Annotated in this window: 31 protein-coding genes, 3 tRNA genes and 2 pseudogenes; 25 read left to right on the forward strand and 11 right to left on the reverse strand. The window is 35.6% G+C overall.

The window, feature by feature from the left end; genetic code table 11:
- Window positions 1-41: 41 nt before the first annotated feature.
- From OPR49_RS02425 to OPR49_RS02465, 9 genes and pseudogenes are all read right to left on the reverse strand, one after another.
- Window positions 42-1,304 (reverse strand): Tol-Pal system protein TolB, encoded by a 1,263-nt coding sequence (locus OPR49_RS02425; protein ID WP_265027351.1) that lies wholly within the window; start codon window positions 1,302-1,304, stop codon window positions 42-44.
- Window positions 1,305-1,309: 5 nt separating this feature from the next.
- Complete coding sequence (locus tag OPR49_RS02430) at window positions 1,310-2,944, reverse strand: ribonuclease J (RefSeq protein ID WP_265027352.1); 1,635 nt, start codon at window positions 2,942-2,944, stop codon at window positions 1,310-1,312.
- 208 nt (window positions 2,945-3,152) lie between these two features.
- Entirely contained in the window at window positions 3,153-4,271 is a 1,119-nt protein-coding gene (gene dnaJ, locus OPR49_RS02435) for a molecular chaperone DnaJ (RefSeq protein ID WP_265027353.1), read from the reverse strand.
- 82 nt (window positions 4,272-4,353) lie between these two features.
- Window positions 4,354-4,431: transfer RNA gene (locus OPR49_RS02440), tRNA-Arg, on the reverse strand.
- Between the two features lie 63 nt (window positions 4,432-4,494).
- On the reverse strand, window positions 4,495-5,433 hold the full coding sequence (locus tag OPR49_RS02445; protein ID WP_265027354.1) for a hypothetical protein: 939 nt from the start codon (window positions 5,431-5,433) through the stop codon (window positions 4,495-4,497).
- Window positions 5,434-5,655: 222 nt separating this feature from the next.
- Window positions 5,656-5,967, reverse strand: a pseudogene (locus tag OPR49_RS02450) (nuclease/transposase family protein); the annotation flags it as partial.
- A 95-nt stretch (window positions 5,968-6,062) separates the two neighbouring features.
- Window positions 6,063-7,040, reverse strand: a complete 978-nt coding sequence (locus OPR49_RS02455; protein WP_406833430.1) for a group II intron maturase-specific domain-containing protein — start codon at window positions 7,038-7,040, stop codon at window positions 6,063-6,065.
- A complete protein-coding gene (locus tag OPR49_RS02460; RefSeq protein WP_406833425.1) occupies window positions 6,946-7,818 on the reverse strand; it encodes a reverse transcriptase N-terminal domain-containing protein in 873 nt (290 codons plus the stop codon). Before OPR49_RS02460 ends, OPR49_RS02455 begins: the two co-directional genes overlap by 95 nt.
- A 450-nt stretch (window positions 7,819-8,268) precedes the next feature.
- Window positions 8,269-8,817, reverse strand: a pseudogene (locus OPR49_RS02465) (Rpn family recombination-promoting nuclease/putative transposase); the annotation flags it as partial.
- A gap of 210 nt (window positions 8,818-9,027) precedes the next feature.
- On the opposite strand from OPR49_RS02465, the gene ppdK reads away from it, so the two are divergent.
- Window positions 9,028-11,763: a pyruvate, phosphate dikinase gene (ppdK, locus tag OPR49_RS02470; protein ID WP_265027501.1), complete on the forward strand. Its 2,736-nt coding sequence runs from the start codon at window positions 9,028-9,030 to the stop codon at window positions 11,761-11,763.
- Between the two features lie 349 nt (window positions 11,764-12,112).
- Here ppdK and OPR49_RS02475 read toward each other — a convergent pair whose 3' ends face one another.
- Window positions 12,113-13,201 carry an ankyrin repeat domain-containing protein gene (locus OPR49_RS02475; protein WP_265027356.1) on the reverse strand — a complete coding sequence of 363 codons (1,089 nt, stop codon included), beginning with the start codon at window positions 13,199-13,201 and terminating at the stop codon, window positions 12,113-12,115.
- A gap of 118 nt (window positions 13,202-13,319) precedes the next feature.
- Between OPR49_RS02475 and glpX the strand changes: the two genes are divergently transcribed.
- Entirely contained in the window at window positions 13,320-14,237 is a 918-nt protein-coding gene (gene glpX, locus OPR49_RS02480) for a class II fructose-bisphosphatase (RefSeq protein ID WP_265027502.1), read from the forward strand.
- 81 nt (window positions 14,238-14,318) lie between these two features.
- Window positions 14,319-15,347 carry a hypothetical protein gene (locus OPR49_RS02485; RefSeq protein WP_265027357.1) on the forward strand — a complete coding sequence of 343 codons (1,029 nt, stop codon included), beginning with the start codon at window positions 14,319-14,321 and terminating at the stop codon, window positions 15,345-15,347.
- A gap of 419 nt (window positions 15,348-15,766) precedes the next feature.
- Here the strand turns inward: OPR49_RS02485 and OPR49_RS02490 are convergent, their stop codons facing one another.
- A complete protein-coding gene (locus OPR49_RS02490) occupies window positions 15,767-16,261 on the reverse strand; it encodes a hypothetical protein (protein ID WP_010962761.1) in 495 nt (164 codons plus the stop codon).
- Between the two features lie 205 nt (window positions 16,262-16,466).
- Here OPR49_RS02490 and carA point away from each other — a divergent pair, with 205 nt between their 5' ends.
- From carA to rplR, 22 genes are all read left to right on the forward strand, one after another.
- Window positions 16,467-17,558: a glutamine-hydrolyzing carbamoyl-phosphate synthase small subunit gene (gene carA, locus OPR49_RS02495; protein ID WP_265027358.1), complete on the forward strand. Its 1,092-nt coding sequence runs from the start codon at window positions 16,467-16,469 to the stop codon at window positions 17,556-17,558.
- A 115-nt stretch (window positions 17,559-17,673) separates the two neighbouring features.
- A tRNA-Tyr gene (locus OPR49_RS02500) sits at window positions 17,674-17,756 on the forward strand.
- A 4-nt stretch (window positions 17,757-17,760) separates the two neighbouring features.
- Window positions 17,761-17,831: transfer RNA gene (locus OPR49_RS02505), tRNA-Gly, on the forward strand.
- A gap of 78 nt (window positions 17,832-17,909) precedes the next feature.
- Entirely contained in the window at window positions 17,910-19,082 is a 1,173-nt protein-coding gene (gene tuf / locus OPR49_RS02510; protein WP_010962759.1) for an elongation factor Tu, read from the forward strand.
- 14 nt (window positions 19,083-19,096) lie between these two features.
- Window positions 19,097-19,417: a 30S ribosomal protein S10 gene (rpsJ, locus tag OPR49_RS02515; RefSeq protein WP_012673184.1), complete on the forward strand. Its 321-nt coding sequence runs from the start codon at window positions 19,097-19,099 to the stop codon at window positions 19,415-19,417.
- A 9-nt stretch (window positions 19,418-19,426) separates the two neighbouring features.
- Window positions 19,427-20,149 carry a 50S ribosomal protein L3 gene (rplC, locus tag OPR49_RS02520; RefSeq protein WP_265027359.1) on the forward strand — a complete coding sequence of 241 codons (723 nt, stop codon included), beginning with the start codon at window positions 19,427-19,429 and terminating at the stop codon, window positions 20,147-20,149.
- Between the two features lie 2 nt (window positions 20,150-20,151).
- The gene (rplD, locus tag OPR49_RS02525) at window positions 20,152-20,766 is read left to right on the forward strand and encodes a 50S ribosomal protein L4 (RefSeq protein ID WP_012673183.1); all 615 of its coding nucleotides are present in this window, start codon (window positions 20,152-20,154) and stop codon (window positions 20,764-20,766) included.
- Entirely contained in the window at window positions 20,763-21,050 is a 288-nt protein-coding gene (locus tag OPR49_RS02530; RefSeq protein WP_265027360.1) for a 50S ribosomal protein L23, read from the forward strand. The genes rplD and OPR49_RS02530 overlap by 4 nt, the downstream gene beginning before the upstream one ends.
- Window position 21,051: 1 nt before the next feature.
- Complete coding sequence (rplB, locus tag OPR49_RS02535; protein ID WP_012673181.1) at window positions 21,052-21,876, forward strand: 50S ribosomal protein L2; 825 nt, start codon at window positions 21,052-21,054, stop codon at window positions 21,874-21,876.
- 3 nt (window positions 21,877-21,879) lie between these two features.
- Complete coding sequence (rpsS, locus tag OPR49_RS02540; protein ID WP_006279181.1) at window positions 21,880-22,164, forward strand: 30S ribosomal protein S19; 285 nt, start codon at window positions 21,880-21,882, stop codon at window positions 22,162-22,164.
- A 5-nt stretch (window positions 22,165-22,169) separates the two neighbouring features.
- Window positions 22,170-22,517, forward strand: coding sequence for a 50S ribosomal protein L22 (gene rplV, locus OPR49_RS02545; RefSeq protein WP_007549821.1), 348 nt, complete (start codon window positions 22,170-22,172; stop codon window positions 22,515-22,517).
- 39 nt (window positions 22,518-22,556) lie between these two features.
- Window positions 22,557-23,171 carry a 30S ribosomal protein S3 gene (rpsC, locus tag OPR49_RS02550; protein WP_264329534.1) on the forward strand — a complete coding sequence of 205 codons (615 nt, stop codon included), beginning with the start codon at window positions 22,557-22,559 and terminating at the stop codon, window positions 23,169-23,171.
- A 14-nt stretch (window positions 23,172-23,185) separates the two neighbouring features.
- A complete protein-coding gene (gene rplP / locus OPR49_RS02555) occupies window positions 23,186-23,599 on the forward strand; it encodes a 50S ribosomal protein L16 (RefSeq protein ID WP_265027361.1) in 414 nt (137 codons plus the stop codon).
- An 11-nt stretch (window positions 23,600-23,610) separates the two neighbouring features.
- Window positions 23,611-23,814 carry a 50S ribosomal protein L29 gene (rpmC, locus tag OPR49_RS02560; protein WP_064124648.1) on the forward strand — a complete coding sequence of 68 codons (204 nt, stop codon included), beginning with the start codon at window positions 23,611-23,613 and terminating at the stop codon, window positions 23,812-23,814.
- Window positions 23,807-24,043: a 30S ribosomal protein S17 gene (gene rpsQ / locus OPR49_RS02565; protein WP_064124649.1), complete on the forward strand. Its 237-nt coding sequence runs from the start codon at window positions 23,807-23,809 to the stop codon at window positions 24,041-24,043. Before rpmC ends, rpsQ begins: the two co-directional genes overlap by 8 nt.
- Window positions 24,044-24,056: 13 nt before the next feature.
- Window positions 24,057-24,416, forward strand: a complete 360-nt coding sequence (gene rplN, locus OPR49_RS02570) for a 50S ribosomal protein L14 (protein WP_006279348.1) — start codon at window positions 24,057-24,059, stop codon at window positions 24,414-24,416.
- Entirely contained in the window at window positions 24,416-24,733 is a 318-nt protein-coding gene (gene rplX, locus OPR49_RS02575; RefSeq protein ID WP_065095310.1) for a 50S ribosomal protein L24, read from the forward strand. Before rplN ends, rplX begins: the two co-directional genes overlap by 1 nt.
- A gap of 6 nt (window positions 24,734-24,739) precedes the next feature.
- A complete protein-coding gene (rplE, locus tag OPR49_RS02580) occupies window positions 24,740-25,273 on the forward strand; it encodes a 50S ribosomal protein L5 (protein WP_064124652.1) in 534 nt (177 codons plus the stop codon).
- A 16-nt stretch (window positions 25,274-25,289) separates the two neighbouring features.
- Entirely contained in the window at window positions 25,290-25,598 is a 309-nt protein-coding gene (gene rpsN, locus OPR49_RS02585; protein ID WP_006279345.1) for a 30S ribosomal protein S14, read from the forward strand.
- 21 nt (window positions 25,599-25,619) lie between these two features.
- Window positions 25,620-26,015 carry a 30S ribosomal protein S8 gene (rpsH, locus tag OPR49_RS02590; protein WP_265027362.1) on the forward strand — a complete coding sequence of 132 codons (396 nt, stop codon included), beginning with the start codon at window positions 25,620-25,622 and terminating at the stop codon, window positions 26,013-26,015.
- A gap of 16 nt (window positions 26,016-26,031) precedes the next feature.
- Window positions 26,032-26,577, forward strand: coding sequence for a 50S ribosomal protein L6 (gene rplF / locus OPR49_RS02595; RefSeq protein ID WP_265027363.1), 546 nt, complete (start codon window positions 26,032-26,034; stop codon window positions 26,575-26,577).
- A 5-nt stretch (window positions 26,578-26,582) separates the two neighbouring features.
- Window positions 26,583-26,954 (forward strand): 50S ribosomal protein L18, encoded by a 372-nt coding sequence (rplR, locus tag OPR49_RS02600; protein ID WP_006279867.1) that lies wholly within the window; start codon window positions 26,583-26,585, stop codon window positions 26,952-26,954.
- The last annotated feature ends 5 nt before the right edge of the window (window positions 26,955-26,959 follow it).

Here is a 26,959-nt window from a genome sequence, read left to right on the forward strand (position 1 = left end):
TACATTAGCCATGCATCTGAACAGATACAATAAATCTACTTTCAAAAATAAGACCAATCCGGTAAAGAAGCATTTGTGGGAGTGGAAACCATTTTTTGATTTTTCTTTACTAAGTCTACTAAATATAGTTTAGAGTTGCTTGGTGATTCTGTTCTTGTAAAAATGATTTCTCTACCATTTGGTAACCATGACGGGGATTCAATTTTATGCCCCTCTGAAAGCAGACGTTCTTCTTTGCCATCTGGCTTCATAACTCCTATGTAAAATTTTCCTGACTGAATCTTTGTAAAAGCTATCAGATCTCCTTTTGGCGACCAAACAGGCGTAGCATATCTTCCACTTCCAAAACTAATTCTTTTAGGTTTTTTACTTTTGTTAGTAAAATCGATAACGTACAGTTGCTGACTCCCACTTATATCAGAACTAAAAGCCATATACTTTTGATCTGGAGAAAAAGAGGGAGAAGTGCTTATAGCTGAACCTTTAGTAATTTTTTTTGTTCGTTTACTACTTAAATCTAAAGATAATATATTCGTTTCACCACCCAATGAGTGGGAAATTAAAAGAGATTTACCATCGGGAGAAAATCTTGGTGCAGAAATAACTCCTTCAAATGCGCTGATTATTGATTCAGTGTTATCTTTTAAATTTTTTAATATTATATAACTTTTACCATTTGCGTACGAGATATAAACAATACCCTTTCCATTTGGTGAGAATCTCGGTGTTGACACAAATCTATCGCCATTTGTTAAGTATTTTATATTACTTCCATCTTGATTCATCACAGCAATTTTACGCACAGATTTGTAGTTGCTATCTTTTTCTTCAGCGATATACGTGATTTTTGTGTTGAAGTGCCCTTTCTCACCAATTAATCTATCATGTATCACATCCGAAACGAGGTGACCAATTTTTCTCCAGTCTTTTGCTGGAAAAACAACTGACTGAGTAAGTAATTCTCTTTTTGTAAAAGTGTCAAATAAACGAAATGATAGCTCTAATGCACTACCAGATATTTCGCTTAAACTTACTGTGACTACAGTATCGCTTTTCCAAGATTTAGATTCAGCTTCCGCGCCACGTTTTACATTAAATAAGCCACAATTAGATAAATTTGTTCCTATTACCTTTGCAATATTTTCGCTTAATTCGCTTTCCAACGCTGTTTTACATGTACATTTAGATACAACAAGACCAATGTTACCAACACTGCTTTTTTTTATATCAACATATAAAGCAGCTTTTGTAAAATAAGGAATAAATAACGAAATAAATAACACCAGATGAACGAATAGCTTCATTCATTTCATACCTGTTCTATCTGAACCTCAATTATAGGTCTTTTTAGTAAATATTCCTTTAAGATACTCAATATTGAACTTTCAATCTTATTTTTAATTTTTTTTGTTGGCTGCAAACTAAACAACGACTCAACTTTCTTGACAATTTTCTGTATGGTAGCTGCATCTTCTAGCACTTCAAAAACACCAGGTACAAATACTTTTGGTTTAGCAAGCAATTTATTTTTCTTGTTTACAACTGCTGTTACCACAATAACTCCGGCATCTCTCATTCTTTTACGCATTTTTATAACACTGCTCTCCGGATGACGTAGCAACATACCATCAATACCAAAGTAGTCAACATCAATTGAATCAACCTTTTCTCCGTTCTCCAAATTAACAATATCACCTGGTGCAATCATTATTGCTTTTGCCACACCGCACTCTTTAGCAAATTTTACATGTGCATGCGTGTGAATATATTCGCCGTGAACTGGAATAGACATCTTCGGTTTTATTAAAGAATACATTTCCTTTAGCTCTTCTCTTGTTGGATGCCCAGAAGCATGAACATGCTCTGTTTTTTCAGTAATAACTTCTACCCCCATCTCAATAAAGGCATTGAGCATGTTGTGCGCACGAGTTTCATTTCCAGGAATGATTTTTGACGAAAAGATCATGGTATCACCTTGCTGCATTTTAAATGCTTGATGACTCTTAGCAGCAAGTCTTGCGGTAGCTGCCAGTGGCTCACCTTGACAACCTGTGCAAAGTAGCACCAGTTCTTCCCTTGGAAAATTTACTGCTTCCTTTGCTTCAAGAAACTGAGGAGAATCAGTTAAATAACCACTATCTTGCGCAACTTTCACTATTCTCCATAAAGATCTACCAAGTAAAACTACTTTTCTATTTAGTGCTTTTGCAGCTTGGCTTATCGTTTCAATTCGTGCCACATTTGAAGCAAATAGCGAAACAGCAACTAATTTTTTAGACCGCTTTATTATGTTATAAATATTATTGTAAATTTCACCTTCTGACTCAGGGTGATGCTTGCTTAATATATTGGTTGAATCGCAAATTGCTGCAAGCAGGTCACCTTTATCGCCAATTTCTTTTAGACGCTCCATATTAGAAGTTAATCCAACAACAGGTTTTGGATCAAATTTCCAGTCTCCGGTATGGAGTGCACTACCCATTTCAGTGCTAATTAATATTGAATTTGCCTCAGGAATTGAATGAGTTACATTTATAAACTCGACGGTAAAAGGACCCAAATTTATGCTGCCATTTATGTCTACCTCTTTCACAGGCACTATACCTTCCAATCGAAATTCTTTTAGTTTCTCTTTAAGAAAATTAACCGTAAACTTTGTTGTATATATGGAGCACTGCAACTCTTCCCACAAGTGGGGCACTGCACCGCAGTGGTCCTCATGTGCATGTGTAATTATTATTCCAAGTAAATCTTTTTTTCTTTGAGCAATAAAATCTATATCAGCAATGAGCAGCTCAACACCTGGCATAGTTTCATCTGCAAAACCAACACCAAGGTCGATCGTAATCCACTTACCTTGGTAATGATATAGGCTAACATTCATCCCGATTCTTCCTACTCCCCCAAGCGGAAGAAATAAAAACTCATTTTTGTTTATATTCATTAAATTTAAATTATTAAAACCTGAGAATAGCAAAACTTCGACCTTAAATAAAGAAATTTATTGCTTTTACATAGTTTTAAGGAACTAAGAAGTTTCTGTTGGCTAATAATAACACTATTGTTAAGTTTTCCATTAATAAGGTCAAAGAATTGCAGGATTAAATGAAAACCCGTAAACAGTTACCCCTTTATGTCATTTAGCAGATTTCTTATTTTTTTTTTACTTTACTAAAAAACCCTTCAGATTGCTGTTGTACACTTGCATTTTCCTCTTCTTCAAGCGCTTTTAATAGTTCAATTTGCTTTTTAGTTAAATTTTTTGGATTTAAAGTCTCAACTATTACCTGTACGTATAAATTACCACGAACATGTGAGTTCATATATGGCATACCCTTTTCCCTACAACGTAGTTTGGTACCAGTTTGAGTGCCTTCAGGGACCTTTACTTTTATTTTAGCTCCATCAATTGATTGAATATCGATTTCACCACCAAGCACTGCTAGTGTCATTCTTATAGGCACTTTACAGTGTAAATCTGCTTTATTTCTAGTAAAGATTTTATGGAAAATTATTTTCACGTATACGTATAAATCTCCACTTTTTCCACCTTTTGTTCCAGCTTCTCCTTTACCACTTATCCTTACCTTAGCTCCTTCTTCTATGCCTTTTGGAATTGAAACGGATATATTTACTTCATCTCTTCTACGTCCACTTCCACCACATTTCTTACATTTATTTTGTATTATTTCTCCTTCCCCATAGCATGTAGTACATGTTCTTTCGATGGTAAAAAAGCCTTGTTGAGTTCTAATCCTACCGCTTCCCTGGCATGTGTGGCACTGAACTGGTTTAATTGCTCCTTCGCCACCTGTGCCTTGGCATGTATCACATTTTACATTTGTCACATAATGTATAGGCGCTTGTATTCCTTTAAATGCATCTTCTAAGGTAATTTCAAGATCATAACGTAGGTCTGCTCCAGATACTCCTGTTGTACTTTTTTTTGCTCTCGATCTACTTGCACCACCACCGAATCCTCCACCAAAGAAGTCATTGAATATGTCGCTAAAATCTCCTGCAGAGCTAAAGCCTTGAAATCCACCAGAAGCACCTTCGTGGCCATAACGGTCATAGCCTGCCCTTTTCTCAGAGTCAGACAGAACTTCATATGCAGCTGTTACTTCTTTAAATTTTTCCTCTGCTTCTTGATTGCCAGGATTTCTATCAGGATGATATTTTAACGCTAATTTTTTATACGCTTTTTTTATCTCATCAATACTGGCATTTCTGCCTACTTCCAGTAGCTCATAGTAGTCTTTTTTGCTCATATATAATAGTTTAGTGCTTAACCTTTAAAGATAGGTATTGCATATATTAATTTCAAGTGTGACTTCTGCTTCCTATAAAATGTGGTGCACCCTGAGCGACTTGAACGCCCGACCTTTTGATCCGTAGTCAAATGCTCTAATCCAACTGAGCTAAGGGTGCTTTCATAAAGTTAACTTTAGCAGATTTTGTGGCTTGATTCAATTAATTTGGCTAAAAATAAAACTATTCATTTCTATCATACGTGAACCCCTCACAATTCTCAAACTGCCGTTTCGCATTAGGATTATCAAATTCACTACAAGGAGGAGCAGTTGGAGTAGTATTAGGATCTTGAGAAAAGTAAGGAGGTGGTGCATCATAACGAGAAGAATCTCCATAACCATGCCCTTGTCTAAGACAGCTATCTACCGCTCCTTTAGCTTTCTCGATATTTTCTGATTCTTCCTCATGCTTCATATGAAAAGCTAAACCACCAGCAAAACATACGAGAGAATTAACGCCAAGGATAGCTAAACCCCACACTGGTAAGACTGGGTAAACAGCACAAGCTACCAAAGCTGCCAAAGAAACAGCGCCAACCGCAAATTCTATATTCCTAAGCATCTTAAGTTTATTATCCAGGTAATCTATTTTTTCTTCTTTTCTAGCCGTTTTTCTGCTGCTGTTATACCAAAAACACATACCAGCATGGAAAGCAACACACACAACTGCAACTGCTATACCTAAAGCTAATAACTTCCTACTATCTTCTGATTCTTTTTTATTCTCTTTTTTCTCTTGATGAGTGGTATTACCATTGTTAATATTCGTTATATTATTAACCGTAGTATGACCACCAAACAGGTTGCTAAGTAGTAAATAATCCCAAAAGTCTAAACCTCTATTATTGTGTACATGTATATGTGTAGTCTGAGAGCTTGTAGGTTGTGCGTTATTCCCTGCGTTGTTTCGCTGGCTTCTGTTTTCTCTATTACTGCGTTCATAACTTGAATTTTGATTCTCATTAAATCTTTTATACACATCGTTAAAATTCTCCTTGCTCCAAGTTAAATTCGGTGTATTATTACAATACTGTAGAAACCCTTCAATATTATTATTATTACCTAATTTCTTTATATAGGCTAACGCATACCTTTTTAAAGCACTATCTTCTGCTACCATAAATACCCCCTTAAGTTAAGATTAAATTAATAAATACTTACTTACTTATTATAACAAGATAACATCTACTTGTCAACTTGAGCCTGATTCAAGTATCCGTTCAGAGTGTGGCAGAAGAACTTATTCAAATAAAGTAGGTGGTAAAATATAAACATTTTATAAAGTGAAAAATGGACTTTTCAGACCACTGCCGAGCTAAAAAAGCCCTGAAAACCGTGATACTTAGGCCACTTCTTGCTTAAGCTGTACAATTTCAGCTTGAGAAAGGCCAGTGGATTCAGCTATTAAATTAACAGATACACCAGCTTTAAGTAAATTTTTTGCAACTTCGATTTTTCCTTTCTCTATACCTTCCTCAAGTTTGTATTCAAGAATGGCTTCTTCCTTACGTAGATCCATTATTCTTTCTTCATATGCTACTAAATCTTTCTCATTCCAGCAAAACTTGTCTAACTCATCATATGCTAGCTTTACTATTGGTGATTTTTCTGCTATATTCCTTAGGTCTTCATCTGTAGTTTCATCTGCATATTGTTGTCTAAGTGAAGAAGGTCGCCCCTCCTCACTCGACTGCAAAACCGTACGTGAGACTTTGCGCCTCATACGGCTTCTCTCTAATTTGGTGCTTTTCATGCACACCTCCTGTGTAATTCATCGTGACAATGTCCATGTAACAAAGATAAGTTTGTGATCATATTGTTTTGTCTATTCCGGTCTTTGTGATGTATTTCTATTGTATCATCACTTTTAAACCATAGTCTACAATTATCGCATTTACTTTGTTGCAACCTCAATAATTTTATTACTCCTAGTGGCTTATCTGGTATTTTTCTCAGACGTTTACCCCAATATACCCAATCACCATCATATGGGGATCTGGTTTTTTGCACTTTGATATGTCGTTTAATAACATGATCGCTGTGTATAGTAAGACGTACCTTGTTACTTGTCATAAAGCGCCAGTTTTCGTTATTATACTTCTTAAAGTACTTTCTTTTTATCCAGCATCTCCCTTTGTTTGGGTGCCTAAAAACTGCCCACTTCCAGAGTTTTCTATGCATAATATTATCCAATGAGCTAAAGATTTTACATGAAACTACCGAGGAGTAATATTGACTCCATCCTCTGTTTATTGGATTGAGATCCTTTATCACCCGCTCTTGTGGTGCTCCACGCATTTCTCTGAGCTTATGTTTAATAGCTAGTGTATGTTGTTTTATAGAATTACGACTTGGTTTGATTAATAACTTGTAACCTTTCTTACTTTCTTTTATTGGATATTGTCTTATTGAAAAACCAAGAAAATCAAATCCTGGTTTTGTTTCGTCAATGGTTCTTAATGTATGAGAAACTCTTGTTTTAGAGGGCTTTAATTTTAATCCAATGGTTTCTAACCATTCTTCAACTAAAATTTTTGCTTTAAGAATAATCTCTTCGTTTTCATGTATGATGACAAAATCATCACAGTAGAAAATTACACTAATAGACTTTTGCGCGTTTCTATGCGATATCCTACCATATTTTCTTTTCATGCATTGAAAGAGTTCGTTTGTTAATGCTTTTTTGACATGTTGCTCTAATCCGTGTAATGCAACACAAGCTAGCAACGGTGAGATCGTCCCTCCTTGAATTGTACCACGTTTTGTGGATTGAAGCTTTCCATCTTCCATAACACCAGCTCCTAACCATCCTCTTATGATTTTCTTTAATGTTGGTGTGGTTTTCAAGCAATTTATTATGGTTAATATTGTCAAAGCATCCAGAAATATCAGCATCTAATACATATGCTGTTTTCTGTTTGAGCACATCAAATATGGCTTCAATTGCATCATGACATGATCTACCAGGTCTAAAACCATAAGTGTTTGGCTCAAGTTTTGCTTCCCATTCTGGTTCTAAAGCCATTTTTACAAGTATTTGTTTTGCTCGACACGATATAGTGGGTATACCAAGCGGGCGATGCTCCGATGGCTTACCAGATTTTGGAATCCAGACACGTCTTGATGGCTTTGCTTTTTCTTTTATATCTAAAGAATATGATAGTTGTAATCTTTCTTTTTGATTAAGGTTAGCTTTTCCATCAATACCTGCAGTCTTCTTCCCCCTATTGTCCTGTGTTACTTTCCTAACAGCGAGTGTTTTTGCACTTGTTGATTTGAGTGATAATCTCTGAAGATTATGCATCTTTTTGATATCATTACATTTAGAAGCTTGGTAAATTCGTTTTTGTAGCTTAAATGAAGATTTCTTTAGCTTGCGCCAAGGAATTCCATTCCATTCATACCTAACTTTTTGCTGGTCCATAACATATTCACTACTATTCACCACTTTACCTTCCAAATTAAAGTGTTTACGTCTGCATATCCCAGATATTACTTTGGGCATTAGCTTCTTAAACAATCCTTCCACATAGCAGCTTGTGGTTGGCTACTTACTTATATTTTAATGAATATAAGAGCTTCTATGTGGTTACTCTGTTCCATGGCTTCGTTTCACGTTAAACTTAGATTCCTACTATTTGCCGGAAGCTTGGAACATCAATAACTAAAGTCTTCAATCTTTAGTTCCCTTTTTGCTTCGTACCATTTTGGTCTATGCGTAATTCAATCTCTTTTCGCATATTATGCTTTGACGACAATTCAAACATAGGTTCCTCTCGTAATCATATCTAACTCTGTTTGCAGGGATTCACCACGAGATTTAGTGTTACCTGCTTTTATCTCATGCTTGCATTCCAGAGGTTGCCACTCTTTGAAATGTGAGATATACATTATCCCTGATGTCTGGGAAGATGGAATTTAACCACCACAAAACCATGACCTTCCAGGTCGCACTAAAGAAGTAGATCCATTTTTCAACTATACTCTCCAATTGGTCTTCTTTAGTTTTAGGAAATTTTGGTAACTCAATAAATGTAAAATAAAAATCTTTTAAATCATGTTCATAGCTATTTTTGTCTAACATTACATGATCTGACTTATACTCAGATTTATTAGGAAAGAGAATACAATCAGCAATAGCTATAAAAATGATTTCTTTAAGATCCTGATATTGATCACCTTTATCAGCTTGCCTTGAATAAGCTTTAGCAGCGTAATATTGAGCGCGTTTTTCAAAGCCTTTAGTTTTGGCAACTTGCATTTCGACTATTACTTGCACCCCATTTTCATCCCTGCAGAGTACATCAACAATACTTTGTTTTTTAGAGGCAATTTCAGCATCTTGAATAGTGCTGAGGAATTCTATTTCTTTTATTTCATCTTTGCCAGTGAACCCCAAAATATCATTGAGAAAGTGAATGAGGATGTCTTTATTTTTTTCAGTACCAAAAATACGCCGGAACGCAACATCATTCTTGGGGTCGAGAAATTTAGAAAGAGCCATAAAAAAATTTTTAAATGTATCTTTATATTATATATTCTTATTGATAATAATTCAATAATTTGTCGTCTTTTTTGTTAACTTTACTGATGTTGTTGTAAGGAACGTTGTTGCCAAATTTTGTAAAATTTATTATCCTAAGGTTTCAAGTTCTCACAGGTTTATTGGAACTATATGTACAATGTGTTTATCAGTGAAAATCAGGAGAAAATGATGGGAGAAAAATTAATACATTACTTCAGCCAGAACAAGTGTGAAGGTAATGCAGAAATGAAAAATCTGCTGGGAGGGAAGGGGGCAAATTTAGCAGAAATGTGCAACATTGGTGTTCCTGTTCCACCTGGTTTCACAATTTCCACCTCTGCTTGCAAAGTCTATTATCAAGACAATAGATTTTCTGTCATCCAAGTAGCTGACTACTCGGATCCAGAAAAAAATGTGGTCACGCACTGGAATGACATATGTAGTGGAATCAAAAACTACATGACGATGCTTGAAAATGATATCGGTTGTAAATTCGGAGATTTAAATAACCCCTTATTAGTTTCAATACGTTCTGGTAGTGTTAGTTCAATGCCGGGTATGCTTGATACTATTTTAAATGTTGGCCTAAATGATGAAACCGTTGTTGGGCTTGCAAAAAAAAGTGGCGAACGTTTTGCTTACGATAGCTACTGCCGTTTCATCATGATGTACTCCAATGTTGTACTACAGCTTGATCATCACCTATTTCAAGATGTTGTTGATAATAAGCAGCAAAAGAGTGGAGCAAAAAGCTTAGCTGATCTTGATGTTGATGTTTTAAAGAGAATTGTTAACGATTTTAAAAAGATAGTATATGAAAAAACTGAGAAACATTTCCCGCAGAACGTTGAAGAGCAATTGTTAAACTCAGTTAATGCGGTATTTGCCTCTTGGAAAAATGACAGAGCTGTTTCCTATAGAAAAATACATAATATTCCTGAAAACCTTGGAACAGCAGTCAACGTGCAAGCAATGGTTTTTGGTAATTTAAATGATAATTCTGCAACTGGTGTGATATTTACACGAAATCCTTCAACTGGGGAAAAAAAGCTTTTTGGTGAGTTTTTGGTTAATGCTCAGGGTGAGGATGTGGTTTCTGGTGTTTATACTCCTATGCCAATTGACGGAGAGCAAAAAAACACCATGGAGAAGTTGCTGCCAAGTGTCTACCGAGAATTATGCGTGGTATGTGAAAAACTTGAAAGGCATTATAAAGACATGCAGGATATCGAATTTACTGTGCAGGACGGTAAGTTATGGATTTTGCAGACTAGGTCTGGCAAGCGCACGGCTGAAGCTGCTATTCGCATAATAGTTGATATGGTAAACGAAGGAACGATTACAAAAGAAGAAGGAATATTGAGAATTGATCCAAAAACCTTTGACAATTTATTGCATCCAGTTCTTGACGTTAAGAGTGACCAAGAAGCAATAGGGAAGGGGCTGCCGGCTTCTCCAGGGGTTGCTTCTGGATATGTAGTGTTTAGTGCAAGTGATGCTGAAAAAGCTGCAGAGCGGGGTAAAAAAGTGATTTTAGTAAGGTCAGAAACGAGTCCTGAAGATATTAATGGAATGAATGCTGCAAGTGGCATAGTAACAGCACGGGGAGGGATGACCTCGCATGCTGCTGTTGTAACCCGTGGAATGGGTAAGCCATGCATTTGCAGTGTGAGTGGACTTTATATCGATAAAGATGGAACTTTCTTTTCTGTGGGGGATACAAAAGTAAATAAAGGTGAACCAATTACCATCAACGGAGGAACAGGGGAGGTTATGCTTGGCATTCTCCCTACAATTTCACCTGAATTATCGCAAGAATTCAAAACAGTAATTAACTGGATAGATGAAATCAAAACGATCAAAGTGAGAGCGAACGCTGATACTCCAAAAGATGCAAAAATTGCAAAAGAATTCGGTGCAGAAGGTATAGGCTTATGTCGCACAGAACATATGTTTTTCGCTAGTGATAGAATCGAATTCATTCAAAAGTTGATAATAGCTGACGATGAAAATGAAAGGGCAAATGCGCTCATTAAACTGGAAGAAATGCAAAAGTCTGATTTCAAAGAAATATTTTCTATTATGGAGGGCAGGGAAGTCACTATACGTTTGCTTGATCCTCCTTTGCATGAATTTTTACCCAATAATCAGTCTACTATAGAAAAAATTGCCAAATCACTTAGTAAGTCAGCTGAGTCAGTAAAAAATAAAATAGCACAGTTATCAGAAAAGAACCCAATGCTTGGCCATCGAGGTTGTAGACTTGCCATTTCTCATCCTGAAATATATAGCATGCAGATTAGGGCAATACTTAATGCTGCAAGTGAATTAAGGAAAGAAAAGAAGATAGAAGTGGAACCTGAAATCATGATCCCTTTTATAATGAACGAGAAAGAATTTATTCTGATATGCGAGTTAATAAAGAAAGAATCCTCTGTCATCTCAGCTGGGATCCAGACGCAGATTCCAGCGTCACGCGCTGGAATGACATCAGACAAGGCTTATTCAATTGGAACGATGATAGAACTACCACGAGCAGCACTGATTGCTGATAAGTTAGCAAAACATGCAGAGTTTTTTAGTTTTGGCACTAATGATTTAACACAAACAACCATGGGACTTTCAAGGGATGATTCAGTTAATTTCCTCGATTCTTATAAGGAAAGCAACATATTTGAAAACGACCCATTTGAAGTGCTGGACATTGAAGGGGTAGGGGAGTTAATCAAGATAGCCATTGAAAGAGGCAAAAAAACCCGAAAAGAAATAAAACTGGGTATATGTGGAGAACATGGTGCAGATCCAAGATCTATAGAGTTTCTCATCGAATCAGGGGTAGATTATGTTTCATGCTCACCCTATAGAGTACCGATTGCAAAGTTAGTGGCAGCACAGTTTAGCATAAAATCTAAGTTTGTTGGGTAAGTGAAAAACATTGGATCGCCTTGTGGAGCTCTATCATTCAAGTGCTCCTTTTTTTGTCATTCCCATGCGTGACACACAACTGTACGAACATCGTGATTTGAGAGCAATCTTCATAAGGGAGGATGTCATCCCAGTGCCCAGACACTGGGATCCAGTTTTCCATGCAATCTCGCAAAGACATTTGTTTGAGTATAAGACAGCTACTTTTACGCTCACCAGTTCAGTGTGCTTCTACAATAAAATTTCTGGATGCCAGTGTCACGCACTGGCATGACACCATCTGTTGTGCGAATTACCTCAACAAAAGCAAATGTTCGTACAGTTATGTGTCATGCACTGGCATGACATCCTATATTTTTACAACTTGTGAATTTACGTGTTCAACTTTATTTTCTTCCATTTCTCTATAGCTTGGTAATGTAGAATTTTTTATATGCAACCCGGTATATATTGCAACCAAAGCAGCTATAATACCACAAACTATAGCACCAGCCACAAATGGAATCATCACAGCAGCAGCAATGAATAATCCTGTAATAACAACTCCAACAGCATCTTTTGTTAATGAGGTGTAGAAATCATTTTTGCTTTCTTTATATTTAGTTTCTCTTTCATTGCTTGGCATGGCAGCTTGACCATTATTTATTTCCTCTGTTACTACAGGTATTTCATTGTCGTGATTGCGATTATCACCGTTTATTGCTGATTCAAGCAATTTAATTATTGCAAGGTTTGAGAAGTATTTACGATGGTCAGGATTATTGGGATTTCCTTTAAATTCAGAATCTATTTTAAGCTCTTTCTCAAGTGATAATTTACTCTCTTTCTTTATTTCTAAGAGGCACCTTATACTATCTTCTGGTATACTTGTCATATGATCTAAGAGTAGTTTAACTTTTAGTACATTACCATCCATAACTGCATCACTTAAAGCATGAGCTTTTTCTTGCCCAGTAAATCTCTTGTTATCCAAGAATGCCTTCATAATGCTAGTGTTCTCATTGCAAGGAGCTGCATTTAAATGCCCTTGTATGCTTGCATGATCTACGTAATCTAAAAATACCTCAAACTCTTGAACTTTACCTCCATTAATGGCGGTAGACAAAGCATTCGATTTTCTTTCTTGATCAAATTTACTGCTATCCAAAAATATCTTTATAACGTCAGGTTGTCCACCTATCACAGCGTGATCCAATACAGTCTTAGAAGCAGTATCTCCAATATCAATTTTAATGTTTGACTTCACGAGCAATTCAACAGTTTTTAGAAATGTATCACGATCGTTTAAAGTATCACCCTTCCCTGAACGGATGATACCCATAAATAAATCACAAATATTTGTATCTGTTGTCCCATTTTGTTTTAGCTTCTCACCAAACTCCTCAGCAGTTATATTAGGATTGTTAGTTACAAATTCCTTTATCTCTTCATAAGTCATGTCAAATTTTACCACTGTTACTATCTAATTTATTATAGCAACTCTCTCGCAATGAGTCAAGGCATATTGTAGTTTCAAGCAGCATGATATATATTGAATATAGTTCTTAAAGCAAATGATGGAAGATTTAGCCTATAAATTAGTTAAAGTGACCGAAGCTGCGGCGCTTGCTGCATATAAACTAGCAGGCTTCGGCGATGAAAAAAAGGCTGATCAGGTTGCAGTTGATGCAATGCGAACAGTGTTAAATTCTATGGAAATAAATGGTACTATCGTAATTGGTGAAGGTGAGAGAGATGAAGCGCCGATGCTATATATTGGCGAGAGGGTTGGCACTGGAAATGGTCCTGAAATCGACATTGCTGTTGACCCACTTGAGGGTACTACAATTTGCGCTCACTACAAACAGGGGGCAATGTCTGTTCTTGCTGCAACAAAAAAAGGTAACTTTTTACACGCACCTGATGTTTATATGGAAAAGATAGCAGTAGGAAAAAATCTTCCAGAGGGTGTAGTCTCACTAAAAAATAGCATTGAGAAGAATCTAGACAATTTAGCCAAGGCAAAAAAATGCAAAGTGAATGATCTCGTGGTAACTGCACTTAAACGTGAAAGGCATGGTAAATTAATAGAGAAAATCAGGAAATTAGGAGCAAAAATTAAACTAATAGATGATGGTGATGTTGCGGCCGTAGTTTCACTAGTAAATGGCAATCACGATATGTATATCGGTATAGGAGGAGCACCAGAAGGGGTGCTTGCGGCTGCAGCGCTAAGCTCAATAGGTGGGCAGATGGAAGGAAGATTAGTATTTGACACGGATCAGTTAAAAGAAAGAGCAAAAGATTTGAACATTCACGATCCAGAAAAAATCTACACCGTAAAAGATATGGCAAAAGGTGAATCAGTGTTCATTGCAACTGGAGTAACAAGCGGAGAACTTGTGGATGGAGTTGATAACATATGTTCAACTAGTTCTTTAATAATTCTACCTAACAAGCTGATAAAGCTGCAAACAATGCAGAACTTATGTTAGCTTTTTTAGTTTCTAATTTTAGCTTTACAACATTTAGCATTAAGGTATAATTAAGTTTACTTATAACAATAGAGGTGTGAAATGTTTATTGTAAATCTATTTAATGGTTTGTACAAAAATTCGAGTACCAAGGAAAGTGAAGAAAAGTTGACTCTTCTATCTCCTCAAGCAAATCTTCAATTCGATGAGACTCAGGTACAAAGTGTGCTCTCAGATTTTGAGAAATTGGAGTTTAAGGATAATAAGTGTTTTGACAAAATAGCAGACGATTATGAAAAGAAGGGGGAGAGTGCCCTTTTTAACTATGTAATATTGAATAAGCAAAGAGAAATAATGGATATATTGGATAAGAAGCTTACTTCTAAAGATCAGGAGGAGTTAAAAGAAAATTTTAAAAAGAGGTTGGGTAGATATCTTCTTCGAATTGACGAAGGAATGAATGATGCAAAAGAATTTCTAAACAAAGATGATCTAATTGGTTTCTTTGATGGATGTTATTGGCCAGACAAAAAGGCAGGACATCTTGTTAATCATTATGATAATCTTAGTATCAACATTACTAAACCTGGACAGAGTTTAGAAACTAGTCGTCTTTTTAGCAAAAAAACTAAAAGGGTGGAAACAATTAAAAATGAGATACAAAGAGTAAAAATATACAGTAATGATAAAAGAATAGTAACAATTGAGAAGAATGAGAAACAACAGAGGAACTACTCCTTTACAGAATTTGCAATATGTGACATCGAAATTAGTTGGGGTGCAAAAGATGAATCTGGAAAAGACCTTAATTGTGCTGTTGTTCTAAATATAAATTTAGGTCAAGTTAGTATTAAAAAATCAACTATTGACGGTAAAGATGTTGAACCAAAGGAAATTTTAGAATTAGCTAAGCAAAACGAGGCTGTGCTTATAAAAGGTAAAGCTTTACATGAAGTTTTAGCAGCACATTTCATTAAGCAAACACCATGTGAGGAAAAGAAGAGTACGCAATCGCACGAGAATATCGTTGTACCTGGTTCCGGTGCACCTGGCTCGGCTATTGGTGAGGGAATAACTATAGAGCATCCGTACGGGAAAGCGGCAAATAAAGATAATTTAGGGAAAATGTGAGTTTACAACAAATGGTGTCATGAAAGTAGCTGATACATAACTGTACGAACATTTGTTTGCGAAGAAATGTTATAGCAGGTTTTCCTCAAACACAAAGGTGTCATTCCAGTGCTTGACACTGGAATCCAGCCCTTTTACGCAATCCCATTAAAAACGTTGTATTTTAACGTAGGATTAGCTACTTTTATACTCACCAATTTAATCTCTAATCAAAATTCCTGGATCCCAGTGTCTGGGCACTGGGATGACATCCTCCCTAGTGGATTCAAATCACAATATTCGTATAGTAAGCACTGACCACTTTTGCTTCAATATTTGCGATGCCCCTGAACAGATACAATTATTCTATTATCAGGAGGATGCCATTAATCGCTTTATATAATGCTACTTGTAACACTTATGCCCTGAACGGAGACAGTTTAGGCTGTTATGCCTGGCGGCTTTGTTGGAATAAGTTTTTCAACACTGCTAACAATAAAATTGATTGTATCGTCAGCTACCTTATCGAATTTATCATTTATCTCTTTTCCTATTTCTTGATTTTTAACATATTCGTGTAGAGCTAAAGCAGTTATAGCTGCACATGCTGCAATTAAGCCAGTTTGTGCTATAATGAATAGTGATAATCCTCCTACGAATATAGATGTTAATCCAATAGCCAGGTTTATAATTTTACTTTGTGTTGTTTGTTGCGTCGCTTGGCTTTGATCTGCCTGTTTATCCTCTAAAGCATTCGATATTGTTTTTAAGGCAACTTTTATCGCTATTGCTGCAACTGAAACCATAATTAGCCCTATAGCTATTTTTGCTAAAAGAAGAATCGACGGTAGCATCATTACAAATAATAGCGCGCCAATTCCTCCAGCTAACCACTTCTCATTTATTTTTTTTGATTGATTTGTACCAGTGTTCATTATTACCCTCCACTTTACTTATGATTTACCTATATCTAATACGAAATATGAAGGTAGTCAACTATATATTTTATATGAAAGATTGTATTAAAAGTTTTTCATGTTATTTTTTGCTGCTTCGTGGTTAAATTTGGAGTTTTAGAAAGAGTTACGTATTATTTGAAATTCTTGTATACTGTTTTGAATCAATTAAATAGATAATGAAGTGCAGGACGCAGTTTTAATTTTACAAGATGGTAAATGCTTTTGGGGAAAATCAGTAGGTAAAAAAGGTAAGTGCATAGGTGAGGTCTGTTTTACCACTGGTATGACCGGTTATCAGCATACTATAACTGATCCTTCTTTTGCCGATCAAATTATAACGTTCACTTTTCCTCATATTGGTAACGTTGGAATAAACCATAAGGATAATGAAGGAGAGAAAATTTTTGCAAGTGGTGTGGTTATGCGTGAACTTTCTTCTATGTCCCACCCTTCTTCATATATCAGTTTAAATGATTGGTTAGAGAAAAATAACGTGATTGGGATATCAGGAATTGATACTAGAGCTTTAACGAGACATTTGAGAAAACATGGATCTCAAAATGGAATGATATGCTCATCGAGTAAGGCGCATGCGTTAGACAAATTGAAGGAATACAAATCTGTAAATGGGATAGAAATAACCAATAAAGTTAGCTTGCATAGTAATTTTAAAAGAGACCTTAATGCAAAATATAGGGTTGTAATCGTTGATTTTGGCGTAAAAATCAGTATAGTTTCACGCTTAATAGAACTTGGTTGTACAGTTGAATTAATCAGACCAAGCACAGGTTTTGCTCAAAAAGTGTTGAGTATGAATCCAGATGGTATAGTGCTTTCAAATGGTCCTGGTGATCCGCAAGAAATAGGAGAAAGTGTAGTTTCAGAAATAGACATTATTATAAAATCTAAAATACCAATTTTTGGCATATGCATGGGCCATCAACTACTTGCGATTACTTTGGGGGCAAAGACCATTAAAATGGATATTGGTCACCGAGGGAGTAACCATCCAGTTTATGATGTAAGTAGTGGAAAAGTTGAGATCACTAGCCAAAATCATGGTTTTGTTGTTGATTCAGCTTCTCTTCCAAGTAATGTTGAAATTACTCACATTTCTCTATTTGATAATAGTGTAGAGGGAATAATGATGAAGGATTACTCAGTCTTTTCTGTACAATACCATCCAGAAGAAGCGCCAGGTACGCATGATTCGCATTATTTGTTTAGACGTTTTATTGGCAATATTGTGTTGTATAAAATGAAATCTGCATGATTTTAATCAAGGTAGGTTTTATTGCTTGATTTTTTAATTTTAGGTGTTTAGTATTTAAATACAATAAAAGCTTGAGTTAAGGTACTAAAATAGCGTTCTCTTAACAAATTTTTGTGGAGGAGTGACCGAGTGGTTAAAGGTAACAGACTGTAAATCTGTCCGCGTGAGCGTACGTAGGTTCGAATCCTACCTCCTCCATTGTGCGGGTATAGCTCAATGGTAGAGCTCTAGCCTTCCAAGCTAGTGACGTGGGTTCGATTCCCACTATCCGCTCTTTTTTTTGTTGTATTTTTATAAAATCAACATATTATTTATTGATGTATTTGTATTTTAGGTAGAAAAGTTTAAATTATGACAGCAATAGTGGAAGCATTTGGAAAGCCGCATGTAAATGTGGGAACAATAGGACATGTGGATCATGGGAAGACGACGTTAACAGCGGCGATAACGAAGCATTATGGAAATTTTGTAGCGTACGATCAGATAGATAAAGCGCCAGAAGAAAGGAAGAGGGGGATAACGATAGCAACAGCGCATGTTGAGTATCAGACGGAAAAAAGGCATTATGCACACGTTGATTGTCCTGGACACGCTGACTATGTAAAGAACATGATAGTAGGTGCAGCACAGATGGATGCGGCGATATTGGTAGTGTCAGGGGTTGATGGGCCAATGCCACAAACGAGAGAGCATATATTGCTGGCGAAGCAGGTAGGTGTTGGATATATCGTGGTGTATATAAATAAAGCTGATGTTGCTGATGCTGATATGATAGATTTAGTAGAAATGGAAGTGAGGGAATTACTGAGTAAATACGGATTTCCAGGGGATGAAGTGCCTGTGGTGGTTGGTTCAGCACTCAAGGCGCTGGAGGATGACAGCAGCGAATATGGAAAGAAATCAATAGATAAATTGATGGAAAAGTTAGATGAATATGTGGCGGTTCCACCAAGGCCTGTGGATTTACCATTTTTATTGCCAATCGAAGATGTATTTTCGATATCGGGGCGAGGAACAGTGGTAACAGGAAGAATAGAGAAGGGAGAGATAAAGACGGGAGAAGAGATAGAGATAATAGGTCTGAAAGCGACGCAAAAGACGATATGCACAGGTGTTGAGATGTTTAAGAAGTTGCTGGATAAGGGAAGTGCAGGACTCAATGTAGGAATATTGTTAAGAGGAACAAAAAGAGAAGAAGTGGAGAGAGGGCAAGTATTAGCAAAACCGGGGACGATAACGCCGCATAGAAAGTTTAAGGCGGAGGTTTATATATTAAAGAAAGAGGAAGGAGGAAGGCATACACCATTTTTTGCGAATTACCAGCCACAGTTTTATTTAAGGACAACGGATGTAACTGGGAGCATAAAATTACTAGATGGGAAGGAGATGGTAATGCCAGGAGATAATGTGAGTGTAGAAGTAGAATTGCAAGTACCGATAGCAATGGATAAGGGATTGCGTTTTGCGATAAGAGAAGGCGGTAGAACTGTTGGTTCTGGTGTTGTTTCTGAAATTTTGGAGTGAGTGTAGTAACTAAGATGAAGCAAGATATATATATTAACATTAAGGCTTTCGATTGTTCTTTATTGGAGGAGTGTGTTCGAAAATTTGTTGATGAATTAAAGCGGTCCAGTGCAAAATTATCTGGTCCGATTGCGTTGCCAAGAAAAGATTCTAAATTTATTGTTAATAGATCTCCTCACGTTGATAAAAAATCTCGTGAACAGTTTGAAATGAGAACTTCTAGGCGTTTGATTGTTTTACATGATCTTACTCCTACTATGATGCAGATGCTTACAGGTTTATCTTTTTCTGCTGGCGTAGAAGTGGATTTAAAAGTTAAGGAAGTTAAGGTTTAGGAGAAGGAAATGAAGAGAATAAATTCACTGAGGAGAATTGGTTTATTAATGACGAATATTGGTCATACTGCTATATACTCTGACAATAGTCGCATGGCTGTAACTTTATTGCATCTCAGCGAAACTCATATTGTTGATATAAAAGGACAAGATAAATGTGGCTATAATTCAGTCATTTTAGGCACAGGAGATTTTAAAAATATAGCAAAACCTCAGTTGGAATATTTAAAGAAAAAGGGTGTAAATAATAAATGTAAGTTATACGAAAGTAGATTAAATGACCTGTCGGGAATAGAATGTGGTAAAAAAGTGGGAATCAATCATTTTGTGGTTGGTCAATATCTTGATATTACGGGTTATTCTATAGGTAAAGGATTTGCTGGTGTGATGAAGCGGCATAATTTCAGTGGGCTTAGGGCATCTCATGGTGTTTCTATTGCTCACAGATCACAAGGTTCCACTGGCCAATGTCAGGATCCTGGTAGAGTATTCAAAGGAAAGAAAATGGCTGGTCATTTAGGTAACAGCAGGATAACTGCACAAAATATGAAGATATTATCCATTGATCATGAAAATAGTATAATTGCTGTGAAGGGTAATAATGTTCCTGGGTTTAAAAATTCCTATGTTTTTGTAAGAGATGCAGTTAAAAAATCTTTACATAAAGATGTTCCTTTTCCGGTAGGTCTGCTGTTAGATGTAAATGATGATGCTAGTAATTTGGTAAGTTAGTTATGGAATGTAATTTAGTTAATCTATCTAATGATAATGTAGGTACTGCTCAGCTCAATCCTTTGATATTTTCTGCTAAGCAAAAATTGAGTATTTTGCATGATATAGTGAGATGGCAATTAGCGAAGAGAAGAGCTGGTACTCATAAAACAAAAGGTATCAGTGATGTCTCTGGTACAACAGCTAAACCTTATGGTCAAAAACGTACCGGTAGGGCAAGACAAGGGAGCTTGCGATCTCCTCAATTTAGAGGTGGTGGGATTATTTTCGGCCCTGTTGTGAGGAGTCATACTTATTCTCTTAATAAGAAGGTACGCAAATTTGGTTTAAAAATTGCTTTATCTCTAAAGTATTTAAATAATCAAGTAATTATTCTGGATAATTTAAATATTGATGTGAAGAAAACGTCTGAAATGTGTAAATGTATTAAAAATTTTAAATTTTCTTCCTTTTTGATAGTTGGTGATTATGGAGATGATTTGTTGCGTGCGGCTAAAAACTTGCACTATGTAGACTTAATCAAACCTATTGGGTTAAATGTTTTTGATATATTGAATCACGAATGCGTGATGTTGACAAAGGATACTTTAAAGCATCTTGAAGGTAGATTGTTATGATCAAATATAATAATATAATAAAATCTCCTATAATTACAGAAAAGGCCTCTTTTTTGAGGGAGAAGTTTAATAAATATTCTTTGTATGTTTTTGTAAATGTAAATAAGCGTCAAATAAAGTTGGCAATAGAGTCTCTATTTGATGTTAAAGTTTCTTCTATAAATGTTGTGAGAATTAAGCCTAAATATAGGCGTTTCAGGGGTGTGATTGGTTGTGAAAAACAGAGAAAGAAAGTTTATTTTTCTTTGATGGATGGTCAAAAATTAGATATAATGAGCGTTTAATATGGGTATGAAATTTTTTAATCCTGTTACTCCGTCTTCTCGTGGGACTGTGTTAGTAAGTAAAGTTGGTTTATCAAAAGATGAGCCAGAAAAGTCTCTTACATCCGGTAAAAAGTCCAGTGGTGGAAGAAATAATCATGGTAGAATTACAACTCGTCATAGGGGTGGTGGTCACAAAAAGAAGTATAGAGTGATAGATTTTAAGCGTAATAGAAGTGGTCAAGGTATAGTTGAAAAAATAGAGTATGACCCAAATAGAAGTGGGTTTTTGGCGTTAATATCATATAAGGAAGATGATATTAAGTCTTATATATTAGCTCCTCAAGGTATGAAGCCAGGTGATGTTGTTACAGCTGGGAATGATGCTGATATTTTGCCAGGGAATTGTTTGCTACTCAAGCATATACCTGTTGGTTCTTTCGTTCATAATGTTGAGCTGAAGCCAGGTAATGGTGCTGCGATTGCTAGAGCTGCTGGTTGTTATGCACAAATCGTTGGTCGTGATGGCCAATATGTTTTATTACGACTCAGGTCTGGTCAAATTAGGTTGATTTTATCTTCTTGCAAGGCTACTATTGGTGTAGTATCTAACCCTGACCATAAGAATAGAAAGTTGGGTAAAGCTGGGAGAAGTAGGTGGCTTGGGATTAGACCTACTGTACGTGGAGTTGCAATGAATCCGGTTGACCATCCTCATGGGGGCGGGGAAGGAAAAACCTCTGGTGGTCGTCATCCTGTTACTCCTTGGGGTGTTGCAACAAAAGGAAAGAAAACTCGGAAGAGAAATAAATCTAGTGATAAGTATATAAAACAGTTGAAAGGTTAGTTTATGAGTAGATCTGCATGGAAGCCTCCTTTTTGTCATCCTTCTATATTAAAGTCGGTGAATAATGCTTTAAACAAGGGGTTTGTTAACATGGCTATAAAAGTTCATTCCAGGGCTTCTGTAATTCTTCCTAATTGTTTAGGTTTAAAATTTGCTGTTTATAATGGTAAGGATTACATTCCTGTGAATGTTAATGATCAGAATATGATAGGTCATAAGTTTGGTGAGTTTTCACCCACTCGTAAATTTACTGGGCATAGTGGTGATAAAAAGGCGACAAGAAGGTAATTGATATGAAAAACAGAGATGTAATAGTTAAAGCTGGTTCTAGGGTTTTAAAATCAACTCCTCGTAAATTGAATTTGGTTGCTGGTTTAGTACGTAATAAAAAAGTTTCTTTTGCCACTGTGCAATTAAGATTTTGTGAAAAGAAAGCTGCAGGTCTTATAAGGAAGGTATTAAATTCTGCGATTGCTAATGCTCAAAATTATGGATTGGATATCGATAATTTATATATAAAAGAAATTTTAATAGGTAAGTCTCTTACTTTGCGTAGGGTATGTCCAAAAGCTATGGGTAGAGCTAATAGAGTTAGTAAACGTTATAGTAATATAACTGTAAAATTGGGGGAAATTATATGATTCATAAAAATAGAAAATTAATAAGGAAAGTGCAAAAATATGGGAAACGTTAATCCTAAAGGATTTAGGTTAAAAATAATTAATACTTGGTCATCTATTTGGTATGCTGAGAAGGGTTATAAACAAGGGTTGCATCAAGATTTATCTATTCGCAGTTATATAAATGAATCTTTTAAGCATGCTGGTGTTTCTAAAGTAATTATAGAGCGTACGATCGATTTGGTATCTGTAATAATACATTCTTCTAGACCTGGAGTGATAATAGGTAAGAAAGGCTCGGATATTGAGAAGATAAAGCAAAAGATAGCTGAAAAAGTAAAAAATAATGTGGAAGTGAATGTAGTAGGGGTTAAAAGGTCTGAAATAGATGCAGTTTTAATATCAAACAGCATTGCACAGCAGTTAGAAAAAAGGGGTTCATTTAGAAGAGCGATGAAAAAAGCTATTCAAAGTTGTTTGAGGATGGGTGCTAGAGGTATTAAAGTAAGTTGTTCTGGGCGCCTTGGCGGAGCTGAGATAGCTCGTACTGAGTGGTATAAAGAAGGCCGTTTGCCTTTGCATACTTTACGTGCTAATATAGATTATGCTTTTGCTGAAGCAAAAACTATATATGGCATCATAGGAGTTAAGGTCTGGGTTTATATTGGTAACTAATTAGGTATATTGAAATGTTTGTTCCTAAAAAAAGTAAATATAAAAAAGTATTTAAAGGACGAATTAAGGGTAACACGAAAGGTGGTAGCACATTATCTTTTGGAGATTATGGTCTAAAGGCTATGGAAGCAGGTAGGATTCAATCTAAGCATATTGAAACTGTAAGGCGTGTAATATCTAGAACATTAAAACGCTCTGGTAAAGTGTGGATAAGAATTTTTCCTGATACCCCTGTTAGTAAAAAGCCGGCGGATGTGCGTATGGGTAAAGGGAAAGGTAGTGTTGAGTTTTGGGTATTTAAAGCTAAGCCCGGTAGAATGTTGTTTGAAATTAGCAGTGATGTTCCCATGCATTTAGCAAGATTGGCGCTTGAAAAGGCAACTGCTAAGCTTCCTATGAAGTGTAAATTTGTATCTAATCATAATTAAATGGAGTTGCAATGGATATAGCTGACATTGAATCGAGGTCCTCGCAAGAATTGCATGAAATTCTTGTGAATTTGAGAAAAGAGTTTGTTAATTTGGTTTTTCAAAAAAAGCTGGGCCAGTGCAACAATATTTCGCGTTTTAGCTTAATAAAAAAGAGCATAGCTCGTATTCTAACTACATTAAATAAAAGAAGAAGAGAGGAAAAGAATGCCTAAAAAGGTTTTTTGTGGTACTGTAACTAAGGCTGAGTGTGATAAGACTGTAAAGGTTTCGGTATTACAAGTGTATAAGGATGAGCTGTATAAAAAGGTTATAAAAAAATACAAGAAGTATACAGCACATGATGAGAATAATAGTTGTAAAGAAGGGGACAAGGTTTTAATACAAGAACACAAGCCTATTTCTACTACTAAAAAATGGGTTGTTGTTAATAGCTCACATTGAATAGGATATTTACATGATTCAAAAAAATACATTATTGGAAGTAGCTGATAATTCTGGTGCGCGTGCAGTGCTTTGTATTGGTTTATTGGGTGGTAGAAAATCTGCATCTATAGGTGACACAGTTATTGTATCTACTAAATCTATTACTCCAAGAGGGAAGGTTGAGAAGGGAAAAGTATATAGAGCAGTTGTGGTGAGGGTGAAAAGCCCTATTAGAAAATCTGATGGTTCTGTAATTCGTTTTTCTAGCAATGCTGTAGTTTTGATTAATGATCAAGGTGAACCACTTGGCACTCGGGTGTTTGGTCCGGTAAAAAAGTTATCATCTGGTTCTTTTATGAAGATAATGTCATTAGCTGTTGAGGTTTTATAATGAGTGCTAAAATAAAAAGTGGTGACGACGTTATAGTTTTAACTGGTAGAGATAAGGGAAAAATTGGTAAGGTAATCAAAGTTATAGCACGTGATGCTAAAAAGAAAGTAATTGTTTCTGGAGTGAATGTGCATAAGAGACATACTAAACCAAAAGCTGGTAGTAGTGGTGGTATATTAAATAAAGAGTTAGCTATTGATATATCCAACGTTGCAACATTGGACCCTAAATATAAAACTCCAACTAAAGTGGGGTTTAAGGTTATAGACGGTAGAAAAGTGCGTTTTGCAAAAGTTTCTGGAGAAGTGATAGATTAGGTTGATATGTTTAAAGAATTATATAAAGATAGCGTAGTAAAGTCCTTAAAGGATAAGTTTAATTACGGCAATATAATGCAAGTGCCTAAACTTGTCAAGGTGTGTATCAATATGGGCGTTGGAGATGCTGCTACAGATAGTAAAGCAATAAATGAACCACTTGATAGCCTATATTTGATTGCTGGGCAGAAGCCTTTATCAACTTTTGCAAAAAAATCTATTTCTGGCTTCAAGATCAGAAAAGGTGCTACAGTAGGTTGCAAAGTAACTTTGCGTAGAGATAAAATGTATGAGTTTTTAGAAAGATTGATATATATTGCTTTGCCAAGGGAAAAAGATTTTAGAGGATTTAGTGTGAAGCAATTTGACGGTAATGGTAATTTTTCCTTTGGTATAAAGGAACATATCTCGTTTTTAGAAATAGACTATGATAAAATAAGTAAAATTAGAGGTATGGATATTAATATTATAACAAGTGCAGTTAGTGATAAGGAAGCAAAGGAATTATTACTGGCTCTTAAATTTCCTTTTTTTGATTAATTGAGAGGAGAAATATATGGCAAAAAAATCTATGATAGAAAGAAATCTTCGCAGAATAAAGTTGTGCGATCAATATAAAGAAAAAAGAGAAAAATTGAAATCTATAATAAATAATAAGAATTTGTCTATTGTAGAAAGGTTTACAGCTCAAAATAAATTAATTAAAAAATTGCCTAGAAATTCTTCTAAAACCAAAATTAGAAATAGGTGTGCTTTAACTGGGAGACCAAGAGGAGTATATAGAAAATTTGGTTTATGTAGAATTGTTTTGCGTGATTTATGTTCTTTTGGGCAAATTCCAGGAGTTACAAAGTCTAGTTGGTAAATATAATATAAGGAGTATATTGTGGCGTTATCTGATAGTATTGGTGATTTTTTAACAAGGATACGTAATGCTCAATTGGCAATGCATAGGGCAACAAGGGTACTATTTTCTAAGATGAATTCTTCTATATTGGAGATTTTAAAAGAGGAAGGGTATATCCTTGATTATGAAAAGCAAGTTGTAGATAATTTACCTTCTTTCATTGTAAAATTGAAGTATTATGAGAAGTCACCTGTAATTAGTGAAATAGTGAGGGTGTCAAAGCCTGGTTGTCGTCGTTATTCTAAGTATAAGGACATTTCTAAAGCATATAATGGTCTTGGTATTTTTATTATATCGACACCCAAAGGAGTGATGACTGATTATAATGCACATAAGTTAAAGGTTGGTGGAGAAGTTTTGTGTCGTGTGTTTTAAATAATAGGAGAAATTCATGTCTCGTATAGGTGCTGCTCCTATCAATATTCCTGATGGTGTTTCAGTTGAATATAATAATGGTAGTATGTTAATAAAGAGTGCTAAGGCTGAAAAGGAAGTTAGCTTGATCAGGGATGTTGTGTGTCAGATTATTGATAATCAGCTATTGCTTTCTGTTGATCAAGATAAAGATAATTATGATAAAATAAAGCCTATGTGGGGCACTTATAGGAGTAATATTAATAATATCATTAACGGCATGGTTGATGGTTTTTCTGTTAATCTTGAGATTAACGGTGTGGGATATAAGGCAGAGTGTGATGGTAAGTATTTGACTTTGTATCTTGGTTATAGCCATAATGTTAAATATAAAGTGCCTAAAGATGTTGAGATTAAGTGCATAAAGCCAACTCACTTAGTAGTTAGTGGTATGGATAAGCAGAAGGTCTATATGGTGGCGTCTGATATATGCAAAATTAGAAAATATGATCCTTATAAAGGTAAGGGTGTTGTAATAAAAGGCAAATTTATGCTGCGTAAGGTTGTAAGTAAAAAGAAGTAATAAAAATGAAAAGATCGTATAATTTTTTAAGTAATTCTGAAAAAAGGAAGTTACGTAATAGAGCGAAGCTTGACAAGAGCGCTGAACGTTTACGTATATCCATATTTAAATCTAATAGGCATTTTTATGTCCAGTTAATTAATGATGTAAAAGGAATAACTCTCACTTCAGCTTCTACTTTGGATGCTAAAATTAAGGATGTATGTAAAGGGAAAGTCAACGCTGAAACTATAAAACAGGTTTCTTCTTTAATGGTTGAGCGTCTGTCTGGCATGAAATTAGAGCAGCAGCTTACGTTTGATCGTGGAGCGTATAAATACACAGGATTAGTTTCTCAATTTGCTGAGGCTTTAAGAAGTTCTGGATTTGAATTTTAGAAGGT

It is taken from the genome of Wolbachia endosymbiont (group A) of Bombylius major, assembly GCF_947251895.1.
GTDB classification, from domain to species: Bacteria; Pseudomonadota; Alphaproteobacteria; order Rickettsiales; family Anaplasmataceae; genus Wolbachia; species Wolbachia pipientis.